The sequence below is a fragment of the Traorella sp. mt218 genome (assembly GCF_055420025.1).
In genome coordinates, this window is record NZ_JBVAYM010000025.1 from 14,947 (window position 1) to 32,012 (window position 17,066).

The window sequence follows — 17,066 nt, forward strand, 5'->3', positions numbered from 1 at the left end:
TATTCTAGCACTCTTGTGAAATTAAAAACAAGTGACAGATTTTAACGTCTGTCACTTTTTATTCAAAAGATGCTTCTGAAGCTGTTGAGGCATCGCTTCGATCAGCAGATGAGCAAATTCCTTTTCAGACAGCTTCATGCCATTCTTGACCCATTCAAAGGTCATATCAATGCTTCCCTTGCAATACATCTTCAAAAGAAAATCAATTTCTTCATTTAATTTTCCAAGCCTTTGAAGAAGAATATGTGAATAAAATTCATAAATACAGTCATAGTCATACTGAAAAAGTGAATTCTGATCATCTGCCATGAATGCTTCATAAAAAAACCGCTGATCTTTTTTCAAAAGCTCAAATTTCTTGACTAAGCCTTCTTCTAAATCAACACCATTGGCCAGCTGTTTAAATGACATCTGGGCAACACGTTCAAAATACCAGTTCACACAATCATATTTATCCCTAAAATAACGATAGAAGGTTTGACGTGTCAGATGACAATGTTCAACGATATCTTTGACGCTGATCTTGGAAAGAGGTGAATGTTCCATTAAAGCTTTCATGGAATTTGCGATTTTTAATTTTGTTTTTTCATTGATGTCCATGGTTTATTTATATCATATTTCATAGAAAAAAACCAGACTGCCATGGCCGGGCAGTCTGGTTTTCATGAGGATACAAATATGAAAAAGTTATTTGTCAAATTTCTTTGACACTTATAATATATTCTTTTATTGTGAAATCAATGTGAAGAATATCAAAACTTTTTATGAATTAAAATTGATATCATAAAAATGTTCATTCAATCTGATCCAGAAATTCTTTTTACCGCTATGATAATACGAAAGGATACATCCGGTAATGATCAGTCCGCCAACAAAGGCAACCAGCATATCTGTCATCGTATCATGGACACCTGTCGTATAATGATTGATCGCATCATTGTTTAAAAAGATCAGACAGCCATATTCAAAAAACTCCCAGAATACCGCAATCATCATATTACAGGCATTTACAAAGATGATCGAAAGGATACGTTCATTTTTATCTTTGATCACCGTTGTCCTTTTCAGCCAGCAAAAGACCATATAGCTAAGCTCAGATAAAAATAATCCGCTGCAGAAATGTAAGACCTTATCAAAAAAAGGAACGGAATAAGCACCTAGCATGCTTCCGGCAATGCTGGCAATGGCCGCAAAAATGATATTGATCATATAGATTTCAAAGATAGGCTTTAAATGAAGGATTTTTAATGCCAAAGGAACTAAAAAGCAGGTAAACAGTGCCACAGCTCCCATCGTAAGTCCTTTTTTCTGCGTCAAGTAGCAGTAGATTGCTGCTGCGAGCAGTAAAATATAATAAAGTATATAACTTACCTGTACGATTCGTTTCTGTTTTTGATTCATACAACATCACCCTTTTATTATTATACCTTTATTAGTAATTTTTACGCAATCATTTCTTGCCCATTTATCAAATTTTCATATATAATAAGGATAATGTCTAAATCGGGAGGTTGCTTATGCCATATTTGTTTTTATCTTTCGCAATCATATTAGAGCTTATGGGTACTGCTTTATTAAAATCAACCAAAGGCTTTAGTGTATTGATACCTACTATTATCTGTTTATTATGCTATGGTTTCTGCTTCTTTTTCTTTTCTAAAGCATTGAATCATCTTCATCTTGGAGCTGCATATGCCACATGGTGCGGCATCGGCATCGTTGTTTCAACGCTATTGAGTGTTTTTCTTTTTAAAGAATCGATCACTCTGGCCGGTATCATCGGTATCGCATTCGTATTAGTGGGCGTTGTTATCTTAAATTTATATGGTGTCAAATGATAAACAAAATGGCAAGTGGATATTCACTTGCCATTTTTAATTGTCTATTCAGCTTTATTGTTGGCCATATAAGCTTCGATATCTTCAACGCTTTTAATGATTTCTTCGGATAAGTTAATGCATCCGTCCTCGGTAACCAACACATTATCTTCGATACGAATACCGATTTCTTCCTCTTCCAGATACAAGCCCGGTTCGATCGTAAAAACATTACCCGGACGTAAAACATAATCAGAAAGACTGACATCATGAGTTTCCAATCCCAGCATATGGCTCACACCATGCCAATAATAATCAGAAACACGCTTGCCATTGTCTAATAAACCAATGGCTGACAATTCTTTCTTATAGAATTCGATCAGCATATTGTTTAACTGACGAAGTGTCTTTCCCGGTCTTACTTCGCTCATGATATACTCATTTGCCCTTAAGACGATGTTGTAGATCTCTTTCTGGCGAGGTGTAAATTTACCATTTACCGGAAAGGTACGTGTGATATCCGCATTGTAATACTGATAGCTGGCTCCCAGATCACATAAGACAAGGGTATTGTCTTTGGCAATCTGATTGTTATCGCTGTAATGAAGCACGGTACCATTCTTGCCGCTGCCTACGATGCTTTGGAATGAATGGCCACAATTATTTGTTTTCAACACAAAATCAAAGTAGGCTTCCAGTTCATTTTCACCCATATCTGCCTTGGCATGGGACATCATATTCAAGATTGCTTCATTTGTGACATGGATAGCCTTTTTCAATAAGGCAATCTCATCATCTTCCTTTATAAGGCGCAGTGAAGTCAGATATGCTGCCGCATCATTCACCCGGACATATGGATATTTCTCACAAAATTCTTTCATAAAGATCTGTGAAGGAATGATCTGACCGCTTTCCTGCTTCGTAAAATCGGCATAGACATCTAAATGTGGTGTCTGATCAAACTGATAAGACATAATACGATGGATAAATGACCATTTCTCATCATCCATGATGATCTGGTCGATACCGCTGATCGCTCTTGCTTCTTTAGGAAGGACCTTACCGCCGACCCATTTTGCCATCATCTCATCATAGCGTTCAATGATAAGCGCATCGTTGGCTTTGCCATCTTTTTTGATCAGCACATACATCATATTTTCTCTGTCAAGTCCTGTCAGATAATAAAAGCTTCGATTTACTGAAAATGGGTATTGCTCATCTCCTACACTGTAAACCGCATGTCCGCTCAATACAAAAAGGAGCGCATTTTCAGGCAGCATGGCTGCTAGTTTATCTCTTCTTTTCTGATACATATGATACCTCCATCTAACAGTGAAAGCTTTTTTCTAAAAAAAGCTTTTCACTTCCACAATTAGTTTACAACGTTTTCAATAAAACAGCAATATAAATACTTATCCTTCAATTAAATTTCATCAATCAAAAACGTATCAAATGTGTTTTATAGACCCTGATAAATAATGCAAGTGACAAGATAAAATATACAATCAAAAGCAGCATGTTCACGCTTTGAAATGATGCCGGATCCAACGAAGCGATCATCTCACTGATCTGCTGGGTATAAAAGAAGAAGCCGATATGTCTTATTGTTTCATTGAAGCTTGCGATCATGGGAATGAAAGAAAAAATGATCATGACAGGAATGCTCCATGAAGCTGCCTTCATTTGTGAAGATGCACAGATACCGATGATGCTGCCGATCATGACCGAGATCAGCATACCGATCAGTGAAACACCAAGAAAGACGATCATCTGTGTCATTGAGTAAGAAGCCATCACTGCCATGCAGACACATCCTAAAAAACAGCCGCCAACGATATAAAGGGCTATTCCGGCAATATATTCTTTGGCCTTTACATTGGAATACATCAGCATCCGCAAAGCTCCGCTTTCTTTTTCTTCAGAAATGATGCCGGAGGCAATGACAATAGGGGCCATGCCAATATACATGCAGGCAAACATCTTGATGAAATAGTCATACGGCATCCCTTCGGTTTGTATTGAGAAGGTCATGATCGCACTCATGATGGGAAATAATAAAAACTGGATCAATATTGCTTTATTATTGATCGTATCCTTTATTTGTTTTTTTAGGATGATTGTCGTATTTTTCATAGATTCAGCCTCTTTCCTGTCAGTTTTTTAAAGATATCTTCTAATGTAGGTTCATTGGAATGTATCTTTAGGATCTTTCCTTCTTTGAGATAATGACAGATGTCATCAGCATCCTTTTGAGCGTCAAGATTGAGATGCCGGTGGTCTGTCAGTTCAATATGCAATGCAAGATGGTTGTGATACTTTTCAATGATATCGTCAATACGTCCTTCTTCGATCATCGAACCCTCATGAAGAAGACCGATGCGATCACAAAGAAGAGCAGCCTCCTGCATATTATGGGTCGTAAGGAAGATGCTGACCTGCTGCTGCTTCAACGTAAGCAATAAGTGATGGATCAGATGCCGGCTGACAGGATCCAAGGCACTTGTCGGTTCATCCAGAAAAAGCAAGCGGGGACGATGTAAAAGTGCCCGTGCCAGCACCAATCTTTGACGCATTCCCTTTGACAGACGACAAGCCTTCTTATCTGCCTCATCATGCAGATCAACCTTTTTTAAGACTTCCGTGATCCTTTCATCTTCAATGCGATGGATATCTGCAAAGATCTTGAGATTATCATAGACGGACATACGCTCATATAAGCCCTGTTCATCTAAAACAAGACCTGTTTTCTCATAAACCCGGGCACTGAGATGACGTGAATCCTCACCAAAGACCAGGCATCTTCCCTGATCAATATCCAGCTGGCCGATCATGATTCTTACAAGTGTCGTCTTACCGGCTCCTGAGGGCTATACTTTAATAGGACGATAAAATTAACTGTCCTAAATTGAAAATACATAAGGAAGGAGGTTAAGAGAATGTCAAGGACTTCAAAGATTACAGCACTTTATGAGAGATTATCAAGAGATGATGACCTGAATGGCGAGAGTAATTCCATTACCAATCAGAAAAAATACCTCGAAGATTATGCCCGTAGAAATGGCTTTGAGAACATCCGCCATTTTACTGACGATGGTTTTTCGGGTGTAAATTTCAATCGCCCAGGCTTTCAGTCTTTGATAAAAGAAGTTGAAGCAGGCAATGTCGGAACATTGATTGTTAAGGATATGAGCCGATTAGGGCGAAACTATCTGCAAGTCGGATTTTATACGGAAATTCTGTTTCCGCAGAAAGATGTCCGTTTTCTTGCAATCAACAACAGCATTGACAGCAACAATGCTTCGGATAATGATTTTGCTCCGTTTTTGAATATTATGAACGAATTTTATGCCAAAGACACGAGCAATAAAATCAAGGCTGTATTTGATGCCCGAATGAAAGACGGAAAGCGTTGTAGCGGTTCAATCCCTTATGGATATAACCGATTGCCGAGCGATAAGCAGACGCTTGTTGTTGACCCTGTGGCTTCTGAGGTGGTAAAGCGTATCTTTCTGCTTGCCAATGAGGGCAAAAGTCCACGAGCCATAGCGGAAATACTGACCGAAGAAAAGGTTTTAATTCCTGCCGCATATGCAAAGGAATATCACCCAGAACAGTACAACGGGATTAAGTTTGCAGACCCTTATATTTGGGGCATATCTGCCATTAGAACGATTTTAAGCAGGCAGGAATATCTTGGACATACTGTTTTGAGAAAGTCGGTCAGCACCAATTTTAAATTGCATAAGAGAAAGACTACCGATGAAGATGAGCAGTATGTGTTTTATAACACCCACGAGCCTATCATATCGCAGGAACTTTGGGACAGCGTTCAGAAGCGAAAGAAACGAGTGAACAGAGCTGCGGCAAGAGGTACACATACCAACCGATTAAGCGGTTATCTGTACTGTGCCGACTGTGGCAGGAGAATGACTTTGCAAACGCATTACAGCAAGAAAGACGGTTCTATTCAGTATTCTTACCGTTGCGGCGGGTATGCGAGCAGGGTTAATTCCTGTACTTCCCATACGATTAGTGCTGATAATGTTGAAGCCTTGATATTATCGGCAGTTAAACGCTTTTCAAAATTCGTTCTGAATGACGAAAAAGCCTTTGCTTTGGAACTGCAATCTTTATGGAAAGGCAAGCAAGAGGAAAAGCCGAAGCACAACCAATCGGAGTTAAAACGCTGTCATAAACGCTATGACGAACTCTCTACGCTCATTCGTGGCTTGTATGAAAATCTTATATCGGGATTACTGCCCGAAAGACAGTACAAGCAACTGATGAAGCAGTATGACGATGAACAGGCGGAGCTGGAAATGAAAATGGAAGCGATGAAAAAGGAATTTTCCGAAGAAAAGGACAGCACTATGGATATTCAGCATTTTATATCGCTGATACGCAAGTACAAAAATCCTACGGAAGTTTCTGATTTGATGTTTACCGAACTCATTGACAAGATTGTGGTGTATGAAGCCGAGGGTGTGGGAAAAGCAAAGACACAAAAGGTTGATATTTACTTCAATTATGTCGGACAGGTCGATATTGCCTACACCGAGGAAGAACTTGCCGAGATAAAAGAGCAGGAAGAACAGGAAGAAAAGAAGCGATTGGAGAAACAGCGTCAGCGTGAAAAAGCCTATCGAGAGAAGCGAAAGGCAAAAAAACTTGCTGAAAACGGTGGCGAAATCGTCAAAACAAAGGTATGTCCTCATTGTGGGAAAGAGTTTACCCCTACAAGCAACCGACAGATTTTCTGTTCAAAGGATTGCTGCTATCAGGCAAGGCAGGATAAGACAAAAGCCGATAGAGAAGCGGAAAAAGGAAGTCATTATTATCGTCAGCGTGTATGTGCTGTGTGTGGCAGTACTTACTGGCCTACACACAGTCAGCAGAAATTCTGTTCCGAGGAATGTAAAAAGGTAAATCACAATAAGAAAACCTTGGAGTTTTACTACAAGAAGCAAAAGGAGAAAGAACTATGCAAAGATTTATTACAGACGAAAGAACAGGTATCCGATACGAATTCATCGGAGATTACTATTATCCCTGCCTGACAGTAGAGAAAAGTCCTCCCCTTTCAAAATATGGTCGATTGCGGCAACGATATTTGAGGGAACATAAGCGTGTGCTATATTTTAATCTGCTGACAAGCGGAAAGTTATATGAACACCTTGCCGAAATTGATACTTCGGCTCGTGATATGGCGGAATATCTGATAAAGGAAATGGCAAAGAAGCAGGGTGTAACGGAAGAACTGAAAGCAACGGATATGATGAGATGGATAGGATTGATGAATAACATTCGAACCTGTGCCGATGAGATTGTATTGAATGATATTGTGTATTCCTAACGGATACCAACCGAAGAAGAACTGCTGTCAAACCGATGGCAGTTTTTCTTTTTCGGCAAGTATTCAAGAAGTCATTAAGTCGTGAGTATAATCGAAGTGGTAGAAAAATTCGTAAAGATGTGGTACAATACTTTTGCTTGTGAGCGACAAATCGGAAGTTTTAAAGGAGGAATACCATGGGATTATTTGGTAAAAGCAAAAAAGAACGAGAAACAGAATACATGAGCAGATTAGATGTTCCATCGTGTTTAAAAGAAGATTTTGAATTGATTATTGATGATATATTTACAATTATGGGAGTTGGAACAGTTGCCACAGGAAACATATTAACAGGGATGTGCAGAGAAGGGGAAAATGCATGTATTTATAAAGCAAATGGAGATATCTTAGAAACCAGAATTACTACTGTCGATGTACATACAAAAGAACGAAAAGCAAATGGTTGTGGATATAAAACAGAGCATGTTGGACTTGGGTTACGAGGAATTTCCAAGGAACAATTAGAAAAGGGTGATAAAGTACTTGTAAAGAATGCCAATATGTATGGAATGTAATTACAAATTCCAGTTTGCCAGTATCTTAGACAGAATATGAACAACGAAAAACATCGTAGCAATACGGTGTTTTTTTGTTACCTAAAACCAACAAATTCATACATAACCACAGGTTAGTACAAATACCTTGTGTGATTTTTTGAAAGGCTTAGAACGGGGATTTTCTCCGATTTTCGCCCCTAAAAGATACACAAAAAGGTTTTAAGTATCTTTCCTGTGGTTTTTTTATTTTCAAACGGAAAGGTGGATTGATATGCCAAGAATGAGCAAGAAACGGAAACAAGAATGGGCATTGTTTCTGAATGACCGTAATCGCATTACCTACAACGAACTTTGCAGAAAATGCAGGAATGACTGTAAGCAGAGTTTCCGCTGTATCGTGGTGCTTTGCCCGAAATATTTATCGAAAAGGAGAACAAATAAAAATGATTGAAAATGAAATGACTGTCAGCGTACCTCTTGAAGTTGTCAAGGCAAGCGAAATCGAGCCGAAAGAAGTGAAATGGCTGTGGTATCCGTATATTCCGGTTGGCAAGGTTACGCTGTTGCAGGGCGATCCCGGCGATGGAAAAAGCAAGCTAATGCTTTCCATTGCCGCCCTGCTCTCAAAGGGCGAACCTCTGCCCTTTACCGAAACGGAAGAAAACGAGCCTATGACTATCATCTATCAGACAACGGAAGATGACGCCGATGATACGGTAGTCCCTCGCTTCAATTCGGCTGGTGGGAACGGAGAAAACCTCATCTTCATCAAGGAAGATGAAAAATCTTTGTCCTTTGGGGATAACCGTATTCGTGAAGCGATTGAGATGTACCACGCAAAACTTTTAATTCTTGACCCGATGAGTTCCTATATCGGAGAAAGTTGTTCGATGAACAATGCCAACGAAACACGAGCCGAGTTTAATCATCTGATAGCGGTTGCGAAAGATACAGGCTGTGCGATTGTGATTATCGCTCATATGAACAAGATGAGAGATACCAATCCCCTTTACCGTACTAACGGTTCGATTGACATTGCGGGTGCTGCAAGAAGTATTCTTGCAATCACACGCACACCGAACAAGGAAGTACCTGCGGAAAGATATTTGGTGCAGGTAAAATCCAACCTTGCCCCGACAGGCTCTGCCATTCTGTTTGAAGTATCTGAGAAAGGTGTGGACTTTATTTCCGAAATGGAAATGACAGCGGAAGAAGCGTTCCAATCCCTCGCCCCGAAAATCGGCAGACCCAACGATAAGGAAGTCAAGGCGAAAGCATTTCTGATTGAAATGCTGAAAGACGGAGAAATGCTTTCTTCGGATTGTGAAGAAAAACTTGAAGCCGCAGGGTTCAGGAAATCGACCATTAAAAAGGCAAAGAAGAACGCAGGAGTTATCTCCCGAAAGAAAGGTTTTCTGTGGTACTGGTCTTTGCCGATGGGCGATATACCGAGAGAATAAATGCAGGCTGTCTGCTGATGGGACAGTCTGTTTTTATGATTGAGGTATCAAAGGAGGTCAAGGGGGAACACCCTTGCCCACGACATCTTTGCAGACGAAGTCTGAAAGTGTCATAGTGGGTTACACACATTCAAAGAATGTTGTGTAATGGCTTCGCCCTGCCGAGAAAGGAGAGCAAAAATGGCGAAAAACAACAAGGCGGATATGAGTTGTGCAAGGGTTAAAAAGTACACCGCTTCTGATGTGAGCAAGGCAGAAAGGCACAACGAACGCAAGAATGAAACCTATGAAAATATGAATGTGATTGAGGAACGCATACCCTATAATGTGCATTTCAAAAAGCCTTTTGCCCCGACCTATATGGAACAATTAAAGCAGATGGAAACTGACGGTATGGTGTCGCTTCGAGGGCTGAGGAAAGACGCAACGCTGTTCAATGAGATTGTGATTGATGTGAACACAATGTACTTCGAGCGTAACGGCGGCTACGAATATGCAAAGCAGTTTTACGAAGAAGCATTCCATTTTATCGAGGAAAAATTCGGTGCTGATAATGTCATATCGGCTGTTATGCACGCTGATGAAATCAATGTAGCGGCAACCGAGGAACTTGGAAAAGAGGTTTACCACTATCATCTTCACGCTATGGTTTTGCCTGTGGTGGAGAAAGAAATCCTATGGAGCAAGCGTTGCAAAGATGAAAAACTGCGAGGAACGGTTAAGGAAGTTGTTCATCAAATCAGCCATTCAAAGAAATGGAAATCGGATATTCCGCTGACCGACGAAAAAGGCAATCCGCTTCTCAGAAAGAACGGAAAACCGATGTTCCGAGCTTCATACAGTATTCTGCAAGATGAATTGTTTAACCATATGACGGAGCAAGGCTTCAAAGGCTTTCAGCGTGGCGAATACGGAAGTACAGCAGAACACCTGACTTCCCTGCAATATCAAATCAAGCAGGACAAGGAACGCTTGGAGAAGTTGCAGAAGCGCATTCAGCGTGAACAGATAAAATATGAGCCTGCCCGTAATGTTTCTAAAACCTATAACGAGATTGACCGTATGGGGCAGAAAACAATCACAGGTAAAATGGCAATCTCCAAAGAGGATTATTCTGAGCTTACTGCCCTTGCCAAGGAGGGCATTACAAGTCGTGCGGAAATTAGCGAATTAGAACAGAGTGCCAACTATTACCGACAGAAATATTTTGACTGTGCAAACGCACTCGAAAGAATGAAAACTAAATACAACGAACTGAAAGAAAAGTGCAGACCTTTTCTTCAAGCGTTGGAGCATTTCCCCGAAGTTGCTAAACTTTTTACCGAAAAAGTGAAGCAACTTTTTTCTTTTAAGGAAGCACAGGAACGAGCCGAAAAAGAAGCAAGGGAAAAAGAACGACAGGAGCGTATCAAGGCTCGAAGAAACAAGCGTGGTATGGAAAGATAACCATTTCCATTATACTCACGACTTAATGACTTCTTGATATATTGAAAATCTGCGGTTACTGGGTGCTCTAATGTGAATGCCCAGCAATCAAATTTTATGAAAGAGAGGAACTGACTATATGAAAGAACAGAAATATTCTTATTCACAGCGAATTGGAAAGACAACATTCATCGTAAATGTAAAGCAGTCCGAAAGTGCCAAAAAGCCTTTGAATACGGTGTTTCAGGACATCTGCAAGCACGAGGTTTTGGGCGGCTTTTTTACGGACAAATCGTTTAATTTAGAAAATCCACAAAAAGTATCTTGACAAACTCGACCCCGATGGCCCCAGACATCCGAAGCATTCACCTTCTTCAAGACTTAGATGAAGATCTTTTAAGATGATATTATTCTGAAATGCTTTTTGAAGATGTTCAATCTGAATCACTTTCATAACGGCTCCTTTCCTTGAATTGTTCAAATAAACGCTGGTATTCTTCATTTTCTTTCTTTGTCTTATATATCACAAAAAAGCAGGCAATCGTAAAGCATATCATAAAAGAGATACCAAAACCGATCCACGCCGGCATAAGATCACTTGGAAACCAGTGAAAATAAAGAATAAATGAAACAGCTGTCAATGTGATCAGCAGCACTCTGAGAATCGTTTTCCATAACAGAAGCATGGAATGGAAAAGATCAAGGATCTCATTGATACACGAAATCACAAATGAAAGCAGCAATCCCTGAAAAATCGTTTCGATCGCAATACCCTGATTTCCTAATTGATAAAGTGACATCTCACTTACTTCCAGATCATTGCCTATAAAAACTGTGCAGACAGCCAGTACAACTATAAAAACAGAAAAAGCAATCAATGCCCTTGAAATAATATGAATCCCTCTTTCAAACATTTTCTTCACCTCTCAATATGGCCTTAAACCTCTGGGCATACTGTCTTGAAATACTGATGTGCTCCTGATTATCAAGGGTACACATGATCCTGCCTCCCAGATCCGCATGCAAAGAATGAATCTTATCTATATTTAAAATCGCCGATTTGCTGATGCGAAGAAAAGGCAGATGCAATTCATTTTCAAGCTCATACAGACGTTTCCCTGTTTCAAAGACTTCCTTTTCCGTATAAATAAATGTCTTTTTATCAACACTTTCAATATAAAAGATATCTGAAAGATCAATCCGGTAAGTCTTTTTATCTCTGATTCCAAGAAGCTTGCCATCCGCACCTCTTATGAATGCTTCGAGCTTATCTTCTCCCATCTCATTTTCACAGATCAGGGCATACTCCCATTTTTTTAAACGTTCCACCTTCATAGCATCACCTCTTGCATTATAGTGTTATTTTCAAGGATAAACAACAGATTTATCCCAAGTGGTCAAAAACAGCTGCCAAGTGGAAAAAAAGTAAGTTTATAAAAAAAAACTCGCCAGTTGCGAGCTTATTTAAGTTTGTCGTATTCTTCATCACTGACCGCTTCACACCACTCATTGGAAGCACCTTCTGCCGGAACCTCAATGGCAACATGTGCAAACCAGCTGTCTTTTGCGGCACCATGCCAATGCTTGACCTCACTTGGAATGCTGATGACATCACCCGGATGCAGTTCAACAGCTTCCTTGCCCCATTCCTGATAATAGCCTCTGCCATCTGTCACAAGCAGGATCTGGGCACCTTTGTGATGGATGTGCCAGTTGTTGCGACATCCCGGTTCAAAGGTAACATTGGCAACCCCGACTCCCTGATTGTTGGCACGCGGATTGAGATAACTCTGTCCGACAAAATACTGTGCATAGGCATCATTAGGTTTTCCTAATCCAAATAAACTTTCTTTTTCTTTCATGTGTGTTCCTCCTTTATTTATTTGCGGCATTATTGATACATGTCAATGCATTCAGGCTTCTTGGATAGCCGATATACGGCAGACATACCGAAACGATCTTAATCAAGAAATCCTTATCATTTCCGATCCTCATATTGGCTGCGGCATGACTGGTCAGCTGTGGCTCACAACCGCCCTGTGCAGCCAGAAAACAGAAGGTGATCATCTCTCTTTGCCTGTAATCCAAGCCTTTGCGGGTATAGTAATCACCGAAGCAATTCGCGGCCAGCCAATAATTGATATGTTTGCTTTCTTCAGGTCCGCTTTTCCAGAAATTACGCATCTGATCACCAAAGATATCAACCTGAGCCTGCGTTCCTTTTTCACGACGATTTTTCAAATTTGTCGTTCCTTGTTTTTCTAAAGGCAATGCAATACCATTCTTTTCAAAAATATCATTGACGATTTCTAAGAATGGATATACACGGCCAATGCCCAGATAGGCTGTTGCCTGATAAACGATTTCCTTGATCTCAACAGGAGTTACACCCACTTTAAGCGAACATTCCACGATACCTTTAAAGGCTTCTTTTCCCTGACATCCTAAAAGCGTTGCCAGAATGGCCATATATCTGGTTTTCTCATCCAGATCATTCTGACAGGCTTCATCAAACGCAAAATTCGTTAACAGCTCTGTAAATTCCGGATCATTCTTGATCATACCTTCATCAAAAAACATTTTCGCAACTTCTTCCTTTGAAAATTCACTCATGACGTTTTACCTCCTTTACCTTATAACGTAACCAAAGTGCAGCTTCATCCATGATCGTCGCTTCCTGCAATGCAAACTCAATAGGTCTATCATTTGAAAAGTTTTCTCTCATTTCAAATAATGTCGGTGTCTGATTGGAACCATCTGCGGCAGATGCGACAACAAGACTTACCTCATCACATAACCCCTGTTGGATCAAAGACCAATTTAAGACACCACCGCCGCCAAGCATCAGCGTTTCGATATGAAAACTTTCTTTCAGCTTTGCAAGCATTACTTCAAAATCAATCTGATCTTCTCCAACGATCAAATAAGAAATATGCAGCTTTCTTAATAACGCCTTATAAGCATTGCCTGCCTTGGCAGTCAAAATCTCGATCACATGGGCCCGGGTATCCTCATACATCAATGTATCTTTCTCCCATCCAAGACGGCCGTTAGGATCGATTGAAACATAATACATGCCTGCATGGGCATTTGCGATATAATCACCCTCAGCAACTTTTTCAGCGTTCTCATCGATCCGCGGCTTTTTATAAAAGGTGAAGTTATCATCTGTCGTCACTCTTCCGGATAACCATCCCTGATGGTGATAATAAGGCTTTTCCCCAAAGGCAATGTCATAAAATACCTCTTGAGCTTTGATTCCCTGCGGTGTATCCATATAGTTTCCCATGATCTTGCCATCCATTGAAACCAGCATGTGACAAAATATATACGGACGTTTCATTTTACCATGTCCCTTCCTTTTAAATCATGAATCAGATAATCAATTTCATCCAATAGCTTTTGCTGATCGTGAAGCTTATCTAAAAGCAGGATACGCTGCTGATTCAATAAGGTCATCCGGGCACACGGACACTCCATGAAACAGCTTATCTTATCATAATCAAGCCCTAATCTTTTCAGCGTCATCACCATGGCAACCTTTCCCATATCCTCATCATCATAGACTTCCTTATCTGATGGGAAAGCCATTCTTAAATAGAGTAAAGCTTCATTTTGACTTATATTCAGTTTTTTCAAAAACTCTGTTTTATTCATAAAAAAATGCAGATCCCTTTCGACATCTACATTTTAAACCGCGTTTTTTATTATGTCTAATGCTTATATTTTATAATTTATCATTCATTCAGAGTATGATAAACATGTTGGATGAATTCCTTTACCAGTGATGACTGCATCCGGTTCTTGCGCCATACCAAAACCGTTCCATTTGATAATACAGGCTCAAAAGGAATAAAGACAACCTTTTCATCACTATGTCCATAAAAAGCCCCTTCGATCGAAATCGCCGCACAGATGCCCTGGGCACACAATGGAATCGTATTGGAGATCATATCATGCGTTTCTATGATATGAAGCTTTTCATAATCATCCTTAAACCAGCTTGCCAATTCATTCTTTAAAAGATTTCTTCTAACGCTTCCTAACGGTATCTCCAGCAGATCCTTGGCTGTAATACTGTTTTTTTGTGAAAGCGGATGAGCTTTGCTGATGATGATGCCCATCCTTTCATGATAAGGTAAACGGACATAGTCATACTTTTCCAGATCCACAGGTTCCAATACGATACCGATATCGATCAGTCCTGCTTCAATTCTTTCTTTGATCAGATCAGCATTACCGGTATGCAGATCATAGGTAACCCTGGTATGAATACGTGAAAAGGTTTCGATGACCCGCGGTAAGAAAAGATGGGAAGCCTGACATTCCGCACAACCGATCGTAAGTTCACCGACAAGCTCATGTTCATCCTTTCTAAGCTCACTTTCTGTTTTGCTGACAAGGCTCAGGATATCTTCAGCACGTCTTCTTAACAGCATGCCTTCATCTGTCAATGTGATCTTTCGCTTGCCTCTAAGAAATAAAGGCTTGCCGATTTCCGTTTCCAGCTGCATCATCGCCCTGGAAAGGGTGGGCTGGGTCATATGCAGCATTTCTGCCGCATGGGTAATATTTTCTTCACGGGCGACCATGAGAAAATATTCCAGCGTCCTCATTTCCATGATCCGCTCCGAAATGCTGTCAAAAGCTTTTGCTTCTCTTCTTCACTTGCAAATGAAGATTCAAGGGCTCTCTGGTTGCAAGCAATCAGATCTTCCATCGTAAAGCCGAGCTTTTGAAGAAGAATGTCATATTCCTTGTCGAGATTTGTATCAGAAATAGTCATATTATCCGTACAGACACAGATTAAAATACCCCGATCCAGATAAGATTTGATAGGATGTACTTCATAATCATTGACCGCTTCACTGTGGACATTACTGGTTATGCAAACCTCCAGCGGAACCCTTTTTTCCTTTAAAAGCTCCATGACCTTCTCATCCTGAATGGCACTTGTACCATGACCGATACGTAAGGCACCAAATGAGAGGGCCTTTTCTATATTCATCGGGCCATAACTTTCTCCTGCATGGATCGTATAAACCAGGCCAAGCTCTTTGGCTTTCATAAACAGCTCCCTGAAATCTTCCATCGGTGCCATACCCTCTGCACCTGCAAGATCAACCGCAACAACGCCTCTGTTTTGATATTCTTTCGCAAGATACAGCGTTTCTTCATTCAGCTCATGCGTCAGCTTTTCTTCCCCCAGGATCATCATGCATAAGATAAAATTCACATGAAGCTGTGTACATTCCCTCAAGGCATCCTCTCTTGCCTGACATAAAATATCCACTACCTGCTTCTGACTTAATCCTTGTTTGATATGCTGCTGCGGTGCAAAGCGTATTTCCGCATATAAAAGCCCCTGCTGATCCAGTTCAAGTATCAAGGCCTTCATTGCTTCATAAAGATTATCTTCACTTTGAAGCAGCTTCAAAGGCATATCAAAACGCGCCAAATAATCATAAAGCGAATGCGTATCTTCATCTACCTGCATGCTTTTGATAAAAGCTTCCTTATCTGTCAGCCCAAGCTCTTTTTGAGCGGTTTCCCATGCCCATTCAATAGGAAGAGAACCATCAAAATGAAGATGCAGATCAACTTTCTTGTACTCTAACATATCATTACCTCTCTTAATATTTTTCCATTATATCATATTTTTGATGACACTAACTAAAAAAGACTTATATAAAGCCTTTATTTCCAAATAAAATTCTCTTGATGCGCAATTGTTTCAAAATGATATTTCACGATCCCTAAATCAATTTTTGAATAAAAACCCAGACCTGCCTTTACATGAACTTCATTGCCATCTAAATAGAAAGTAAATTTCTGCTGATTCATCGCCGTAGGCGCCAAAAGAGCCGCTTCCACACCCTTTTTAAACCAATCCGGCATGACCCCCTTCACTTGTACGACATCATTGATGGATTTACTTTTGTGTGGTTTTCCAGAAGCAGTGCCATAACCGATCGCAATCACCAGACATAACTTTTCACCTTCATTTACTTGAAAAACAGCCTTTGATTTACTGTAAGTAAGAGCCACCCAGCATGTATTCAATCCTAAGCTTTGAGCATGAAGTACGATCTTTTCACCGTAATAACCACATTTTTCTTCAAGATCGGCCCCCTTCTTGCCAACAAGTGCAATATAGTTATTGACATTGTTGAGTTTTCCATAATGAGCCAACATCGTATCAAAACACTCAGGTTCATCAAGAATGAGCTGCATATGCAAGCCGCTTTCATGATTGCACTGTTGGATAAAAGCTTCTAAATCTTCTTTTATCTTCCCTTCGATTTTTTTATCCGTATAAGAACGAACAGAATGTCTTTCTTTCATCAATTCTAAAAGTTCCATATTTTCTCCTATCATCAAACAACTAGATTGTACCACAAAATGATTTTTATTGTTTATCCACATTTATTTTAAATAAAATATTTCAAGATATTTATTTTTTTTCATGAATTTT

At 40.0% G+C, this 17,066-nt stretch carries 21 protein-coding genes and 1 pseudogene; 8 read left to right on the forward strand and 14 right to left on the reverse strand.

All coding sequences use genetic code 11. The annotated features are described in order from the left end of the window. Positions 1-51 precede the first annotated feature (51 nt). Together ACZYT3_RS10835 and ACZYT3_RS10840 are read right to left on the reverse strand one after the other, a co-directional pair. On the reverse strand, positions 52-600 hold the full coding sequence (locus ACZYT3_RS10835; RefSeq protein WP_464088664.1) for a TetR/AcrR family transcriptional regulator C-terminal domain-containing protein: 549 nt from the start codon (positions 598-600) through the stop codon (positions 52-54). Positions 601-762: 162 nt separating this feature from the next. After that, positions 763-1,401, reverse strand: coding sequence for a DUF2238 domain-containing protein (locus tag ACZYT3_RS10840; RefSeq protein WP_464088665.1), 639 nt, complete (start codon positions 1,399-1,401; stop codon positions 763-765). A 116-nt stretch (positions 1,402-1,517) separates the two neighbouring features. On the opposite strand from ACZYT3_RS10840, the gene ACZYT3_RS10845 reads away from it, so the two are divergent. After that, positions 1,518-1,838 carry a DMT family transporter gene (locus ACZYT3_RS10845; protein WP_294560700.1) on the forward strand — a complete coding sequence of 107 codons (321 nt, stop codon included), beginning with the start codon at positions 1,518-1,520 and terminating at the stop codon, positions 1,836-1,838. Positions 1,839-1,882: 44 nt separating this feature from the next. Here ACZYT3_RS10845 and ACZYT3_RS10850 read toward each other — a convergent pair whose 3' ends face one another. The 3 genes and pseudogenes from ACZYT3_RS10850 to ACZYT3_RS10860 form a co-directional block, all read right to left on the reverse strand. Beyond that, positions 1,883-3,130 (reverse strand): aminopeptidase P family protein, encoded by a 1,248-nt coding sequence (locus ACZYT3_RS10850; RefSeq protein WP_294560697.1) that lies wholly within the window; start codon positions 3,128-3,130, stop codon positions 1,883-1,885. A 124-nt stretch (positions 3,131-3,254) separates the two neighbouring features. Continuing rightward, the gene (locus tag ACZYT3_RS10855) at positions 3,255-3,950 is read right to left on the reverse strand and encodes an ABC transporter permease (RefSeq protein ID WP_464088666.1); all 696 of its coding nucleotides are present in this window, start codon (positions 3,948-3,950) and stop codon (positions 3,255-3,257) included. After that, a pseudogene (locus ACZYT3_RS10860) lies at positions 3,947-4,672 on the reverse strand (ABC transporter ATP-binding protein); the annotation flags it as partial. The gene ACZYT3_RS10855 and the pseudogene ACZYT3_RS10860, both read right to left, overlap by 4 nt. Positions 4,673-4,753: 81 nt before the next feature. Here ACZYT3_RS10860 and ACZYT3_RS10865 point away from each other — a divergent pair. The 7 genes from ACZYT3_RS10865 to ACZYT3_RS10895 all read left to right on the forward strand — a co-directional run bounded on the left by ACZYT3_RS10865 (position 4,754) and on the right by ACZYT3_RS10895 (position 10,919). Beyond that, entirely contained in the window at positions 4,754-6,874 is a 2,121-nt protein-coding gene (locus ACZYT3_RS10865; RefSeq protein ID WP_464088667.1) for a recombinase family protein, read from the forward strand. Then, positions 6,799-7,170 (forward strand): TnpV protein, encoded by a 372-nt coding sequence (locus ACZYT3_RS10870; protein WP_270651312.1) that lies wholly within the window; start codon positions 6,799-6,801, stop codon positions 7,168-7,170. The genes ACZYT3_RS10865 and ACZYT3_RS10870 overlap by 76 nt, the downstream gene beginning before the upstream one ends. Before the next feature lie 176 nt (positions 7,171-7,346). Further along, positions 7,347-7,724 carry a hypothetical protein gene (locus ACZYT3_RS10875; protein WP_008374225.1) on the forward strand — a complete coding sequence of 126 codons (378 nt, stop codon included), beginning with the start codon at positions 7,347-7,349 and terminating at the stop codon, positions 7,722-7,724. A 253-nt stretch (positions 7,725-7,977) separates the two neighbouring features. After that, a complete protein-coding gene (locus tag ACZYT3_RS10880) occupies positions 7,978-8,157 on the forward strand; it encodes a hypothetical protein (RefSeq protein ID WP_226845240.1) in 180 nt (59 codons plus the stop codon). Continuing rightward, positions 8,150-9,166: an AAA family ATPase gene (locus ACZYT3_RS10885; RefSeq protein WP_199589891.1), complete on the forward strand. Its 1,017-nt coding sequence runs from the start codon at positions 8,150-8,152 to the stop codon at positions 9,164-9,166. Before ACZYT3_RS10880 ends, ACZYT3_RS10885 begins: the two co-directional genes overlap by 8 nt. A gap of 180 nt (positions 9,167-9,346) precedes the next feature. After that, positions 9,347-10,612 (forward strand): plasmid recombination protein, encoded by a 1,266-nt coding sequence (locus ACZYT3_RS10890; protein ID WP_055286760.1) that lies wholly within the window; start codon positions 9,347-9,349, stop codon positions 10,610-10,612. A gap of 118 nt (positions 10,613-10,730) precedes the next feature. Beyond that, complete coding sequence (locus ACZYT3_RS10895; RefSeq protein ID WP_055228440.1) at positions 10,731-10,919, forward strand: transposase; 189 nt, start codon at positions 10,731-10,733, stop codon at positions 10,917-10,919. Between the two features lie 106 nt (positions 10,920-11,025). On the opposite strand, the gene ACZYT3_RS10900 is transcribed toward ACZYT3_RS10895, so the two are convergent. The 9 genes from ACZYT3_RS10900 to ACZYT3_RS10940 all read right to left on the reverse strand — a co-directional run bounded on the left by ACZYT3_RS10900 (position 11,026) and on the right by ACZYT3_RS10940 (position 16,954). After that, positions 11,026-11,505 carry a hypothetical protein gene (locus tag ACZYT3_RS10900; protein ID WP_464088668.1) on the reverse strand — a complete coding sequence of 160 codons (480 nt, stop codon included), beginning with the start codon at positions 11,503-11,505 and terminating at the stop codon, positions 11,026-11,028. Continuing rightward, positions 11,498-11,926, reverse strand: a complete 429-nt coding sequence (locus ACZYT3_RS10905; protein WP_464088669.1) for a LytTR family DNA-binding domain-containing protein — start codon at positions 11,924-11,926, stop codon at positions 11,498-11,500. The genes ACZYT3_RS10900 and ACZYT3_RS10905 overlap by 8 nt, the downstream gene beginning before the upstream one ends. A gap of 125 nt (positions 11,927-12,051) precedes the next feature. Then, positions 12,052-12,453, reverse strand: coding sequence for a cupin domain-containing protein (locus ACZYT3_RS10910; protein WP_294560688.1), 402 nt, complete (start codon positions 12,451-12,453; stop codon positions 12,052-12,054). A gap of 13 nt (positions 12,454-12,466) precedes the next feature. Next, positions 12,467-13,204, reverse strand: coding sequence for a carboxymuconolactone decarboxylase family protein (locus tag ACZYT3_RS10915; protein WP_464088670.1), 738 nt, complete (start codon positions 13,202-13,204; stop codon positions 12,467-12,469). Continuing rightward, positions 13,197-13,934 carry a dihydrofolate reductase family protein gene (locus tag ACZYT3_RS10920; protein ID WP_464088671.1) on the reverse strand — a complete coding sequence of 246 codons (738 nt, stop codon included), beginning with the start codon at positions 13,932-13,934 and terminating at the stop codon, positions 13,197-13,199. Before ACZYT3_RS10920 ends, ACZYT3_RS10915 begins: the two co-directional genes overlap by 8 nt. After that, a complete protein-coding gene (locus tag ACZYT3_RS10925) occupies positions 13,931-14,248 on the reverse strand; it encodes a hypothetical protein (protein WP_464088672.1) in 318 nt (105 codons plus the stop codon). The genes ACZYT3_RS10920 and ACZYT3_RS10925 overlap by 4 nt, the downstream gene beginning before the upstream one ends. An 80-nt stretch (positions 14,249-14,328) precedes the next feature. After that, the gene (locus tag ACZYT3_RS10930) at positions 14,329-15,213 is read right to left on the reverse strand and encodes a LysR family transcriptional regulator (protein ID WP_464088673.1); all 885 of its coding nucleotides are present in this window, start codon (positions 15,211-15,213) and stop codon (positions 14,329-14,331) included. After that, positions 15,204-16,211 (reverse strand): adenosine deaminase, encoded by a 1,008-nt coding sequence (add, locus tag ACZYT3_RS10935; protein ID WP_464088674.1) that lies wholly within the window; start codon positions 16,209-16,211, stop codon positions 15,204-15,206. Before add ends, ACZYT3_RS10930 begins: the two co-directional genes overlap by 10 nt. A 77-nt stretch (positions 16,212-16,288) precedes the next feature. Further along, complete coding sequence (locus tag ACZYT3_RS10940; protein WP_464088675.1) at positions 16,289-16,954, reverse strand: nitroreductase family protein; 666 nt, start codon at positions 16,952-16,954, stop codon at positions 16,289-16,291. Between the last annotated feature and the right edge of the window lie 112 nt (positions 16,955-17,066).

Coding starts and splice junctions, on each gene's coding strand:
- ACZYT3_RS10835 (WP_464088664.1), bottom strand. CDS start 600: ATGGACATCAATGAAAAAACAAAATTAAAAATCGCAAATTCCATGAAA.
- ACZYT3_RS10840 (WP_464088665.1), bottom strand. CDS start 1,401: ATGAATCAAAAACAGAAACGAATCGTACAGGTAAGTTATATACTTTAT.
- ACZYT3_RS10845 (WP_294560700.1), top strand. CDS start 1,518: ATGCCATATTTGTTTTTATCTTTCGCAATCATATTAGAGCTTATGGGT.
- ACZYT3_RS10850 (WP_294560697.1), bottom strand. CDS start 3,130: ATGTATCAGAAAAGAAGAGATAAACTAGCAGCCATGCTGCCTGAAAAT.
- ACZYT3_RS10855 (WP_464088666.1), bottom strand. CDS start 3,950: ATGAAAAATACGACAATCATCCTAAAAAAACAAATAAAGGATACGATC.
- ACZYT3_RS10865 (WP_464088667.1), top strand. CDS start 4,754: ATGTCAAGGACTTCAAAGATTACAGCACTTTATGAGAGATTATCAAGA.
- ACZYT3_RS10870 (WP_270651312.1), top strand. CDS start 6,799: ATGCAAAGATTTATTACAGACGAAAGAACAGGTATCCGATACGAATTC.
- ACZYT3_RS10875 (WP_008374225.1), top strand. CDS start 7,347: ATGGGATTATTTGGTAAAAGCAAAAAAGAACGAGAAACAGAATACATG.
- ACZYT3_RS10880 (WP_226845240.1), top strand. CDS start 7,978: ATGCCAAGAATGAGCAAGAAACGGAAACAAGAATGGGCATTGTTTCTG.
- ACZYT3_RS10885 (WP_199589891.1), top strand. CDS start 8,150: ATGATTGAAAATGAAATGACTGTCAGCGTACCTCTTGAAGTTGTCAAG.
- ACZYT3_RS10890 (WP_055286760.1), top strand. CDS start 9,347: ATGGCGAAAAACAACAAGGCGGATATGAGTTGTGCAAGGGTTAAAAAG.
- ACZYT3_RS10895 (WP_055228440.1), top strand. CDS start 10,731: ATGAAAGAACAGAAATATTCTTATTCACAGCGAATTGGAAAGACAACA.
- ACZYT3_RS10900 (WP_464088668.1), bottom strand. CDS start 11,505: ATGTTTGAAAGAGGGATTCATATTATTTCAAGGGCATTGATTGCTTTT.
- ACZYT3_RS10905 (WP_464088669.1), bottom strand. CDS start 11,926: ATGAAGGTGGAACGTTTAAAAAAATGGGAGTATGCCCTGATCTGTGAA.
- ACZYT3_RS10910 (WP_294560688.1), bottom strand. CDS start 12,453: ATGAAAGAAAAAGAAAGTTTATTTGGATTAGGAAAACCTAATGATGCC.
- ACZYT3_RS10915 (WP_464088670.1), bottom strand. CDS start 13,204: ATGAGTGAATTTTCAAAGGAAGAAGTTGCGAAAATGTTTTTTGATGAA.
- ACZYT3_RS10920 (WP_464088671.1), bottom strand. CDS start 13,934: ATGAAACGTCCGTATATATTTTGTCACATGCTGGTTTCAATGGATGGC.
- ACZYT3_RS10925 (WP_464088672.1), bottom strand. CDS start 14,248: ATGAATAAAACAGAGTTTTTGAAAAAACTGAATATAAGTCAAAATGAA.
- ACZYT3_RS10930 (WP_464088673.1), bottom strand. CDS start 15,213: ATGGAAATGAGGACGCTGGAATATTTTCTCATGGTCGCCCGTGAAGAA.
- add (WP_464088674.1), bottom strand. CDS start 16,211: ATGTTAGAGTACAAGAAAGTTGATCTGCATCTTCATTTTGATGGTTCT.
- ACZYT3_RS10940 (WP_464088675.1), bottom strand. CDS start 16,954: ATGGAACTTTTAGAATTGATGAAAGAAAGACATTCTGTTCGTTCTTAT.